General features: G+C 48.1%; 6 protein-coding genes. 4 read left to right on the plus strand and 2 right to left on the minus strand.

Annotated features, from left to right (window positions below):
• Both GJ1_RS16310 and wecB read left to right on the plus strand, forming a co-directional pair.
• A partial coding sequence (locus GJ1_RS16310) for a C40 family peptidase (RefSeq protein WP_066234718.1) occupies positions 1-1,280 on the plus strand: 1,280 nt, incomplete at its 5' end.
• A gap of 311 nt (positions 1,281-1,591) precedes the next feature.
• The gene (wecB, locus tag GJ1_RS16315) at positions 1,592-2,737 is read left to right on the plus strand and encodes a non-hydrolyzing UDP-N-acetylglucosamine 2-epimerase (protein ID WP_066234721.1); all 1,146 of its coding nucleotides are present in this window, start codon (positions 1,592-1,594) and stop codon (positions 2,735-2,737) included.
• 149 nt (positions 2,738-2,886) lie between these two features.
• On the opposite strand, the gene murJ is transcribed toward wecB, so the two are convergent.
• Positions 2,887-4,413: a murein biosynthesis integral membrane protein MurJ gene (gene murJ, locus GJ1_RS16320; protein ID WP_066234724.1), complete on the minus strand. Its 1,527-nt coding sequence runs from the start codon at positions 4,411-4,413 to the stop codon at positions 2,887-2,889.
• Between the two features lie 68 nt (positions 4,414-4,481).
• The gene (gene csaB, locus GJ1_RS16325) at positions 4,482-5,612 is read right to left on the minus strand and encodes a polysaccharide pyruvyl transferase CsaB (RefSeq protein WP_066234726.1); all 1,131 of its coding nucleotides are present in this window, start codon (positions 5,610-5,612) and stop codon (positions 4,482-4,484) included.
• Positions 5,613-6,189: 577 nt separating this feature from the next.
• Here csaB and GJ1_RS18750 point away from each other — a divergent pair.
• Both GJ1_RS18750 and GJ1_RS16335 read left to right on the plus strand, forming a co-directional pair.
• Complete coding sequence (locus tag GJ1_RS18750; protein ID WP_167346133.1) at positions 6,190-10,215, plus strand: M4 family metallopeptidase; 4,026 nt, start codon at positions 6,190-6,192, stop codon at positions 10,213-10,215.
• Between the two features lie 612 nt (positions 10,216-10,827).
• On the plus strand, positions 10,828-12,065 hold a 1,238-nt coding region (locus GJ1_RS16335), incomplete at its 3' end, for a peptidase S8 (protein WP_157068404.1).

The raw sequence follows: 12,065 nt of genomic DNA on the forward strand, positions 1-12,065 counted from the left end.
CGAAAAAAGGCATGAGTTCCCCTGAAATCAAACAGCTCCAGCAGCGCTTGAAAGAAAAAGGCTTTTTCACGTATCCGCAAGCGACCGGCTACTTTGGCGCAATCACTGAAGAAGCGGTCAAAGCGTTCCAACGGGCGATGAATTTGCCGGCCACCGGCATCGTCGATGACGCCACCTACGCTAAGCTCAAAAGCGCGCCTGCGTCAAACGACGCGTTGGCAGTCGGTTCGCGCGGCGCGGCCGTCAGCGATTTGCAGCGCCGGCTGAAACAGCTCGGCTATTTTCGCTACCCACAAATCACCGGCTACTATGGAGCGGTGACCGCGGATGCAGTGAAGCAGTTTCAGCGGGCGAACGGGCTTCCCGAAACCGGGCGGGCGGATCGTACGACGCTTGAGCGTCTCGAGCGGGCAGCCAGCCAACAGGCCGATGCCGTATCGCCTTCGTCGGCCGCATTAAAAATCGGCTCGCGCGGCTCTCAAGTCAGCCAGCTGCAAACCAACCTAAAGCTTCTTGGCTATTTTACATACCCAACGATCACTGGGTATTATGGAACGATTACCGCAGATGCGGTTCGCCGCTTCCAAAAAGACAACGGTTTGCCGGCAACCGGCTCGGCTGACGAGGTGACGTTTACGCGCATTGCCGATGCAACAAAGAAAAAAACCACCCCGCCAGCTGAAGGTAACCGCCCCGCCATACATTTGACCATCGGTGCACGCGGCGAAGAGGTCGAGCGTGTGCAGGCGAAATTGAAACAGCTCGGCTATTTTACATATCCCATGATTACGGGCTATTACGGAACGATTACCGCAGATGCGGTTCGCCGCTTCCAAAAAGACGCAAAACTCCAAGTGACCGGCGTCGTCGACAGCACGACGTACGAGCGCCTTATTGGCCAAGCCCCTGCCACCAAGCTCGACGTCATCGAACTTGTCGCTGATGCGGCCGAGCTGCTCGGCGCTCCGTACGTTTGGGGCGGCGATACGCCGGAAGAGGGATTTGACTGCAGCGGCTTCATTTTCTACCTTTTCCAGCAACAAGGCGTCACCGTGCCGCGCACCGTCGCCTTGATGTGGAATGCGGGCACGGCCGTTTCCGCCCCGGAAGTCGGCGACATCGTCTTTTTCGCCACGACAACCAACGGCCCATCGCACGCCGGCATCTATATCGGCAACGGCCAGTTCGTCCATAGCGGCGCCTCCACTGGAGTGACGATCAGCCGCCTGGACCAATCGTATTGGAAGCAGCGGTATTTAGGGGCGAAACGATTGTTCTAGCATGCCAAAACGGCCACGATGATCAAGTGAGGAGGAACAGAAAATGAAGCATGCATCGCGAATGGCGGCCGCCGTTTGCCTCGCCGCCGCCATCGCCCTCGGAGGAAATGGGCAAATCGAAAGTTGCGCTTGACCAAGTCGACCAATGCGTATCAACTGTCGTCGTTCCTTGGGGAGAACATTCTCCAAGGAATTTGTTTTTAGAGGAGGACTGACTCTTGTCTTTTCCCGAAGTTGAGGGGTTCGGAAGATTATGGTATTGTAAATTGTTGAAGCTTTTCTTTATTATATCGGAATAGCAGGTGAAAATGATGGGAAGTAAACGGAAAATCATGACGATTTTCGGAACAAGGCCGGAAGCGATCAAAATGGCGCCGCTCGTTCTCGAATTGCAAAAACAATCTGATGCGATTGAATCGATTGTGGCGGTCACAGCCCAGCATCGCCAAATGTTAGATCAGGTTTTGGATACATTTGGGATAAAACCAAATTACGATTTAAACATTATGAAGGATCGGCAAACATTGGTTGGGATCACGACCCGCGCCTTAGAAGGGCTCAACAATATTATGCAAGAAGCTCAGCCCGATTTAGTGCTTGTGCATGGTGATACGACGACGACGTTTGTCGCTAGCTTGGCTGCCTTTTACAACCAAATTGCCATTGGCCATGTTGAAGCTGGGTTGCGCACATGGAACAAATATTCTCCGTTTCCGGAAGAAATGAACCGACAGCTGACAGGGGTGATGGCTGATCTTCATTTTGCCCCAACAAAACGAGCATACGACAATTTGCTGCAGGAGAATAAAAAGCCGGAGTCGATCTTTATCACCGGAAACACCGCCATTGACGCGTTAAAAACAACCGTCAAAGATGATTACAGTCATGAAATCCTCAACCAAATTGGCAATGACCGGATGATTTTATTGACGGCCCACCGCCGCGAAAACTTGGGCGAAACGATGCGGGGCATGTTCCGGGCCATCAAGCGCCTCGTTCAAGATCACGATGACGTTCAAGTCGTGTACCCTGTCCATTTAAACCCGGCCGTAAGAGAAGCGGCGGCCGATGTGCTGGGCGATGACCCGCGCATTCATCTGATTGAGCCGCTTGATGTGGTTGATTTCCACAATTTTGCCGCCCGGGCGTACTTGATTTTGACCGATTCCGGCGGCGTGCAGGAAGAGGCGCCATCACTTGGTGTACCCGTCTTAGTGCTGCGCGACACGACCGAGCGCCCGGAAGGCATCGAAGCCGGGACGCTGAAGCTCGCCGGAACGGACGAAGAGATGATTTACCGCTTGGCGTCGGAATTGCTCAACAACCAGAGCGAATATGAAAAAATGGCGAAAGCGTCCAACCCTTACGGAGACGGACACGCTTCTAGGAGGATTGTCGAGGCGATTTTGTATTACTTTGGTTATAATGATCGGCCGCCCGAGCCGTTCCATCCGTGAACGGTTTGCGTATTCGTTTATGAGGAGAACGAACCATGAGTGCAAAAAGAAAAAAGTCCCTATCGTCTTCGGGGCATTCCTCTCGTGCGGTGATTGGCGTCCTCGCAGGGGGTTGCTCTCCGCGGAACGATAGGGCTTTGCGATAATGATTACGCGGATGGACTTTTGTTTGCTCTGATCATACGCAAAAGACGGCAAATGCCTTCGCGATAGAAAAAAAAGCTGCTGATGGCGTAAATAATCGCGCCGAGCGGGACAAGGACAGCAAGCTGGAGAAGAAAAGGCCAATGGTTGATCAGGAACATTGTTTTGATCTTATAGAGCAGGCAAGCCATAACACCGACTGATGCACTAACGCGAATCAATAAAGAAACCAGCTTTTTTGCTTCCTTCTGTTCGAAGTCGCGATAAAGAACAATGATACAAGCGGTTAAGTAATAGAGAGAAACAGCTGAGCTAGACAGGGCGATGCCCGTGTAGCCCAAAGGCTTCACGAATAAGTAATCAAGAACCGCATTCAGTGCAATCGTGATGATGCCAATCCGCAGCAAAACAGCTGTTTTTCCTTTGGCGTACATCGACTTGGAAATAACGTATTGCATTCCTAACGTTACAATTAAGGGCAAATAAAACAGCAATGCTCTATATGTTCGATGTGTGTCTGTTTCTGTAAACTGGCCGTGTTCGTACACAAACGAAATGGCGGCATCGCCAACAATCCAAAGTCCCGCGGCTATAGGCATTAATATGATGAGCGACAGTTCCAGCCCAGTAAAAAACGTCTGTTGAAATTTGCGAGGCTCGTTGACTTGCTCGGAAAGCAAGGTAAATAAAATGGCAGCTGCCGTCGTGCCGTAAATGGTATACGGGATGCTCACAAGCAGCGATGCGTTATTTAAGTACGTGACCGCCCCTTCGATTGTTCCCGAAGCGAACATTTTATCGATGAACATGTTCATCTGCCCAACGAATGCATTTAATAGCGCTGGGATAAGGAGACGGAAAAATGGCCGCCGGAAGCCGGGATCAACAGTCAGCGTAGGAGTCCAGCGATAGCCGCTTTTCCGCAAACAAACAAACATTAAAATAATGCCGATGATCACGCCGAACACGAATCCATATGCCAAACTATATATGCCCCATGTGTCCGAGAACAATAGAGCGAACAAGGCTCCCATGAGCGTTGCAAGCAGTTTGGAAATTTGCGAAGGAACAAAAATGCGCTGCCCTTGCAGATACGAATCTAAAATACCGTTTAGGGCGATCGCTCCTATAAACAAAAAGAAAATTTTTGTAATTTTCACAGCGACTGATTCAGTCAAGGCCGTCATGCGTCCGAAAATAACAGGCACAAAAGAAGGGGCGAAATAATAACCGATGATCGTGATCAGCAGAAAGACAGCTACGGTAGCGTTCATAATGCCATTGGCGTTTCGGTCAGCCGTTTCCTGACTTTCCCTTTTTGCCTGGATGTATAAAGGAAGAAAGACATTGTTAAATCCATCGGAAATGATGGCTAGAACAAGGGTGATAAAGGAAAAGGCTAATAAATAGCCGTCTGTATATTCATTAGCACCAAACTGCCTTGCAATGATGCTTTCCCTCAGAAATCCCGCTATTTTTACTGTTAAAGCAAACAACGCAAGCCAAATGGCTGTTTGTTTCAGCGATAACATACGTGTCACTTCCTCAACCGAAAAGCTAAAGTGGAGATTCCGTATGAAAAATACCATTTGCCCCCGAACTATTTATTAGCGACTCGCCCGTTGCTGCAAAATTTCTCCTTAAGCAAACGGATGTTTTCCAACGCGTCTCGCCGCATTTGCTCGGCATTTTGCCGGACGATACGGCTCAATGACTCACGGTGGCGGAGCATATAGCGGGTGTTGTTTACGAGTTTGGCGGCATCGATGTCGTCAAGGCGGAACGAATAGTCCCACATGCCAGACCGCTTCAGCAAACTTTCCACCTTCGGGTCGTAGCTGAGACCAATGTGCGGGACGCCCGCCAAGGCGGAAAAAATGAGAGAATGCAGGCGCATGCCGATCGTCAAGCGGCAGAGGCTTATAAAGTGTAAGTATTGATTTGGCGTAAAATCTGGGCCAAGAATATGGCAAGATGTGCCGTGGGCCATTTGTTTAACTACCTGTTCAGAAGCATATATATCGTGCCGACCTTCCATGGGCACAAAGACAGGGGTGATGTCCTCCGATTCGATGAGCTCGTCGAGCGCTTTGGCGATTTTCCAGTAATAATCGCGATGGTGAAACCATGGCCGCACCGATACGGCGACAAGCTGTTCATCGCCGCGCAGCGGAAGGCTTTCTACGCAAGCTTCGTCCTCTTTCGGTCGAAACGCAAAGACGATGTCAGCAGTCACGACGGTTTCCGGTCTTGTCACACCAAGTTGGCGAAGCAGCTGTTTAGAATACTCATCACGAACAGTAATAAAATCAGCCATATTGCCAAACACTCTCATTAATATTTTTCCCCATTTCGTATTTATTGGGCCAATGCCTTGCGAGAAAAACATGACTTTCGTTCCGCACAATTTTGCCAAAAACACGATCAATAAGTAATAAGGAAGTGGACCAAACAAAAAGCGCGTCGGATACGCATCTTGCAACAGTCCACCGCCGCCGCTGATCAGCAAATCCGCTTCGCGCAGCGCACGGATTTTTCCTTTGTTGTCATGACGCCATCCGCGGTACACACTTTTCACGCCATGGGCTTTCGCTGTTTGTTCGGGGGAAAGTGAGAAAACGGTAATGTCCGGGTTTGGCAATTCAGCGCGAAGATTGTCGATAATCGCCTCTAAAATCGCTTCATCCCCCGTATTGCCTAATCCATAAAAACCAGAGATGACGATTTTCAACGATATAGCTCCTCCTTTCAGCTGGCCTCAGCAACCCTAATTGATGATGATCTGTTATGTTCATTCTACAAGCCAATACTTGAGAAATGGAGAACTCGTTATCTAGAAGGCCGGTGATTTAACCACATATGCGGCTTCACATCAGTGTTTCTCAAATTGAAAAACTTTGTAGCATTTGTTTCTTTTTTCGCCAATCGATCAGGGGAAACCGGTGTTTTTCACCAGCCCTCTAGAGGTCCGGTGAAAAGCAATGATTTCCTTGAGCATTGCCTGTTTTTCGTTCAGGCAAAGACAGGTTTCATAAAGTTTCTCAAATTCAGAAATCCCTTGTTCAACTTAAATCACCGGTCTTCTAGAAGATGTGTTGTGTTCGATATGAGAAAGTACTACTGGTAGTTTCTCCCTACAGCGCATTTCCTTATTCACCGTAAGAGTGGATATCCCACATAGCTTTTAACAGGTGCAGAATATGTCGATTTTTGTATTCTATTGTCCTAAAAAAAAAGATTGTTATATAGAAAAAAATGTCATAGAATTGAAATGGTTGTAATTTTTTTGTTATATAAGGAGGGGAATAATGCTTCGTAAATGGAAATTAGTGTTATTGGCTGTTGTTATGCTAGGAACGACAGTGCTAAGCCCGGTATTCACTAATGCCGCTGGGGGGAATAGCATCCGCCAATCTGGTGTGGCAGCGCAAATGAATCAGGGAGTCCCAGAAGGAGTCAAACCGTTGTTCCAAACCGGAACGATTGCGAAGTTAAGCGGACGGTTAGCGAGAGCGGAAGCGGTTGTTCAATATTTAAACACCCACAAAGAAAAATACGGGATCAAGGGGGATCAACGGTTTAAAGCGATTATCGAAGAAAAAGACAAAGTCGCCAATGGCCATGTTGTTCGGTTGCAACAGACATTCCGAGGCATCCCGATTTTTGGCGCCAGCCAAATTGCTCATGTGAGTGCAGACGGCACATTGCGTTCCATATCTGGAACAGTTGTTTCTATTTCACATTCATTCCGTGCAACGCAGAAGATAACGAAAGAGGAAGCCATTGCGGTGGCTAAAAAAGATGCTGGAGCTGAAGCAGTTCATTTTGTTCAATCGCCGTCCGCTGAGCTCAATATTTATATGAAAGACGATCAACCGTATCTCGTTTACAAAGTAGAGTTAAACTATCTTGGCCATGAACCGGCCCGTTGGCTTTATTTTATTGATGCCGGAAATGGGAAAATTGTTCATAAGTTTAATAGTTTAGCCCATTTTGAGGGAAGCGGCACCGGCGTACTTGGCGAGACGCGGAAGCTACAAATGCAAAAAAGCGGCAACGCTTATACGTTGATTGACGCCACTCGCGGTTCAAAAATTGTGACACATGACGCCGTTCATACGCTTAATTTGCCAGGGAAAATATGGACAAGCAGCGATGCGAAGCTCGATAGTCCATATGAGGCTCCAGCGGTTGATGCCCATTATTTCGCCGGGCTTGTCTATGATTATTACAAAAACGTATACGGACGCAATGGATTGGATGGGAAAAACGGAGAGATCCATTCGACCGTTCATTATGCGCAAGATTATAATAACGCGTTCTGGAATGGCTATCAAATTGTATACGGCGATGGAGATGGGGATACATTTTTGCCGCTCTCAGGAGCGCTTGATGTCGTCGCTCATGAGCTGACCCATGCTGTGACCGAACATACAGCGAATCTCACGTACGAGGGGGAATCCGGTGCGATCAACGAGGCGATTTCTGATATTTTTGCTGAGTTGATTGAGGCTAGAGTGAAAGGGAGCACAGACTGGCTGATCGGTGAGGACGTATATACTCCCGGCATTGACGGAGACGCGATCCGTTCGTTGAAAGATCCGGCTGCTTACGGTTACCCTGACCATTATTCGAAGCGGTATACAGGTGAGGAAGATAACGGCGGGGTTCATATTAACAGCAGCATTATTAACAAAGCGGCTTATTTGATCAGCGAAGGCGGCACCCACTATGGAGTGACAGTGACAGGGATCGGGAAAGACAAACTGGGGAAAATTTTATACCGCGCATTGACGGTCTATTTGACGCCATCGTCTAATTTCCATCAACTGCGGTTGGCGATGATCCAAGCAGCCAAGGATCTATATAAAGACGGACCGGAAGCTAAGACAGTAGACGATGCATTTCGGGCTGTCGGGATTGATGCACCGAGTGCTAGTGCAGTCCAAACGTTAAATGTTGGCGGTTCTATAGAGCGAAACGCTACTCAAGCGGGGGACACGTTTTGGTTTAAAATTCAGCCCACCGTTGGACACCTACAACAAGCAACTCATTTATTTGTAGAAGCCGAAGGTGCGCAGATTAGTCTGTATCCGAGCTGGAACGAGGCTCAAGGAGATGCCGCGTATCCGCCTTATAAAGAGCAAGAAGGGATGGCGGCGATTCCGCTGGCATGGAAAGGGCCGTATTATGTGAAAGTGACCGCCGAACAACCGGGGACGATTACCGTGCAATCCGGCGTTGTGTCTATGCCGATTGGGGAGATCGATTCAACATCGTGCTTGGCAGAAATGGCGGCGAAAAACGAGGCATCCTTACAGAACTCTTTGTCCTCGCTCCGCCAGATTCGCGATCGATTGCTGCGTCCTTCCGCTCAAGGAAAACAGTTGATTTCGCTTTATTACCGAATTTCGCGCGAAACAGTTGGTGATTTTATTGTTGATCCATCGTTCCGTGCAGATGTGATCCGCTATTGGCAAACGCTTCAGCCTCTTGTCAAGGAACTGAGTAAAACAGCCGAAGGAACTGTTTCGACGTACCGACTCTCAGATCGCGATTTCGCGGCAATGGAAGCATTAAAAAATCGGCTTGAAGAGAAAGTATCGGGCAACACGAAAAAAGAAATCGAGCAATATTGGGCGAAAATTAAAAATGGCCGCATGATGACAGTGGGCGAACTCCTAAAACAACTTGGGCTGCCGAATGTGTTTGGCAATGCTGGTCCAATTATTGTCAAAATGAAGGGGGCTAAATCCGAGCAAGAGGCGAAGCAAAATTTAGAAAAAGCGTTAGGAAGCGATATGGCCAATACATTTATTGTCCCATTGGCCAATTCAGTCGTTCGCATCCCGTATACGTATGCGTTGATCGTTAATGACCCGAACAAGCTATATAAGATCATGCAACGACTAACCGCAGCGAAAACGGTAGAGTATGTCGAGAAAAGTCATACAGGAATCATTTCGGCGAATGATGTGTATTACGCACAGCAGTGGCCGTTGGAAAAGATCAATTATGAAGGCATGCTCAAGCGCATCTCGACAAGAAAATTATCAAAAACCGTTGTAGCGGTTATTGATACGGGGGTGAATGGGCAACTTGCCGATTTGGATGGCTCTGTCGACCATCAACACGGATACGATTTTGTCAATAACAACCGAGAGGCGTCCGATGCTCTCTCTCATGGTACAGCAGTGGCCAGCCTGATTGCTGCGAAAAAGGATAACTATTATTCTATCGCAGGTATTCATCCCGCAGTCACCATTCTTCCGCTGAAAGCGTGCGGGGATGATGGAATATGCAGCAGCGAAGATGTGGCCATGGCCATTCGCTACGCCGTGAATCAAAAAGCGAAAGTAATCAATCTTAGCTTGGGGTTTACCCAATCGTCGCGTTTGATTGATGAACAGCTTAAATATGCTCATGATCATGGGGTTACGATTGTAGCTGCCGCTGGAAACGGCGGTGAGACAAGGATTGATTACCCAGCGAATGTCTCCTATGTGATCGCTGTCGGGGCAACGAATAAAAGCGATGAACTGGCTTGGTTCTCGAATATTGGCCGTCCATTGGACGTGGTGGCGCCGGGTGACGGGGTTCCGGCTTTGACTGCTTACGGAGGAACAGCGTTTTTATCAGGAACTTCGCTTGCCGCAGCACATGTGTCAGCCGCCGCAGCACTTATTTACTCTTGGAAAGGAAGCCAAGTTTCTACAGCGGAAGTTGAGCAAATTTTAATCAAAACAGCAAAAGATCTTGGAACAAAAGGGCACGACGACTATTTCGGCTATGGACGGATCGACATAGGGAAAATTGCGGAAGCTCTAAGCCAATCGCCGAAATCGCCATCCGTTCATACGATTGATGATAACGACAAAATGATTCAAGGCACAGCTCAGCCCGGGGTGACGATTGTTGCCTTGAACGGTTCACGTTTTATAGGGAAAGCGAAAACAGATCGAAAAGGGAAATTTTCAATCAAAATCACTCCGCAAAAAGCGAAATCCGTAATCATGCTATACGCGGAAACAACATACGGTGTCCGGAGCGCTATCATTCGAAAAACTGTGCTTGACAAAACACCTCCCAAAGCTCCGAAAGTGAACGCGGTCACTTATCGAAGCCGTTATGTGACCGGCAAAACAGAACCTTACGCGTACGTAACGGTAAAAGTCGGCCATAAAACGATCGGCAAAGGAACGGCCGATAAGACTGGAGCGTTCCGTATTGCCATTAAAACCCAGAAGGCAGGAACGGTACTAAAAGTCTATGCAAGAGACCGGTCGGGGAATACGAGCCATGCGACTACGGTGATAGTGAAAAAGAAAAGATAAAATCGCACTCCATGATTATGTTTGACCCAAAAGTGTCCGCTTTTGGGTCGTTCTTTTTCCTCGGGGAAGCAAGGGCAGGTTCACCCAGTATTGACTTGTTATATAGATGCAATTTGAAGCTTTAACATTTGTCGCTTTTACCGAGCATTTGCTCGACTGTCGGGCGACCGAACAACGCGCTTCCAGACCCATGTATAGGTCTGTGAAGCGGGTGGTTGTTCGGTCTTCCGTCACGCCTTGGCGTGACGGAGGCAAGCCTGTGGCTTGCCTTCGACAGTCGAAAAATGGAGAAGCGACTTTTCCGTCAAGGATATGTTAAACTTTTTCGTTGCATCTATATAGCTCGATTGCAACGATCGCCTCGGTCTTGCCAAACACTTGCGTCAATCTATCTTGTCGGATTAGATTCTGCTCCTCTCACTGTTTTTTATCCTCGGAAAGGGGGCCGGTTGAAGGGGTAAACTTTATAAAATGGTGTAGAATGTTATTTTTGGAAGTAGTATAATATGGTTATAGTTTCCTATACATATAGAGAAAGGAGATGGACCAAAAACGAGTAATTCAACTACATACGGGATTGATGAGAAGAATGAAGACTAAGGGGGTCAAAGAATGAGACTGTTTCGGCTGATCGGGTTGCTTTTGTTGTTCATCGGAATATACAATTCGTCCGTCTCTGCGCAAACAGGAACAACGATCAAACTGCCCTCCTCGGTGAAGGAAGTGATCGCGAAGTTTTCCGAACAAAAAGAAATGGTTGCAAACGAGTTGGTCGTCAAATTTAAGGAAGGGATTACAGAAGAAAAACGCGAAGCGCTATTGCGCCCGTTTCAGGCCGCCGAGCTGTCGTTTATGGACATGGGGAATTTCTCTCTCGTGAAAGCTGCAAAAGGCACTGATTTGAAAGGGTTGGCTGCAAAACTAATCCAGCTTCCCGAAGTCGAGTCAGTTGAACCGAACTACATTATTGAACGAAACTATACACCTAGCGATCCAGGGTACGGCAAGCAATGGCACTTAAAGAAAATTAATGCCCCGCAAGCGTGGGACACAACAAAAGGGTCGGGAGAAATTATAGTAGCCGTTGTGGATAACGGAGTGCAGATCAATCACCCTGATTTAGCAGGGAAAATAGTTTCTCCGTATAATGTGGTCACGGGTACAGGATCGGTTCCGGCCGGTGAGCACGGAACGCATGTGGCGGGCATCATTGCAGCTTCTGTCAATAAAAAAGGTGTTGTCGGCGTTGCACCGAATGTGAAAATTATGCCTGTTAATGTGTTCGAAGGGGATGGAGCCACCAGTTATGACGTGGCGTATGGTATTGTTTACGCCGTAAACCATGGAGCCAATGTGATTAATTTGAGCTTAGGAGGATACTCGGCAACAGAATATGAAGCAATGGCTGTACAGTATGCGGTATCCAAAGGGGTCGTTCTCGTCGCAGCAGCTGGAAACGATGATACCTATTTGCCATCATATCCGGCTGCATTTGGTCCTGTCATTGCGGTAAGTGCAACGGATGCTCATGATACGATTACAGATTTTTCAAACTATGGTGATTATATTGATCTCGCTGCTCCAGGAGTCGATATTTATTCGACGTTTCCAGGAAGCTCATATTCGAGTTTAGATGGTACATCCATGGCTGCACCGATTGTATCCGGGGCCGCGGCGTTAGTCTTGTCCAAAAATCCGTTGCTGACAAGGGAAGAAGTGGAGAACATTTTGGAAAAGTCAGCGGTAGACCTTTGGAAGAAAGGATGGGATGAGTTTTATGGGTATGGACGAGTGGATGCGTATAAAGCAGTAAAAAACACCCCATCTCCACTTTCCTCACTTTCGGCGGG

This window comes from Geobacillus jurassicus NBRC 107829 (assembly GCF_001544315.1).
Lineage (GTDB): Bacteria > Bacillota > Bacilli > Bacillales > Anoxybacillaceae > Geobacillus > Geobacillus jurassicus.

What these genes read in the sequence shown, in the direction of transcription:
- wecB (WP_066234721.1), top strand. Translation starts at nt 1,592, where the DNA reads ATGGGAAGTAAACGGAAAATCATGACGATTTTCGGAACAAGGCCGGAA.
- murJ (WP_066234724.1), bottom strand. Translation starts at nt 4,413, where the DNA reads ATGTTATCGCTGAAACAAACAGCCATTTGGCTTGCGTTGTTTGCTTTA.
- GJ1_RS18750 (WP_167346133.1), top strand. Translation starts at nt 6,190, where the DNA reads ATGCTTCGTAAATGGAAATTAGTGTTATTGGCTGTTGTTATGCTAGGA.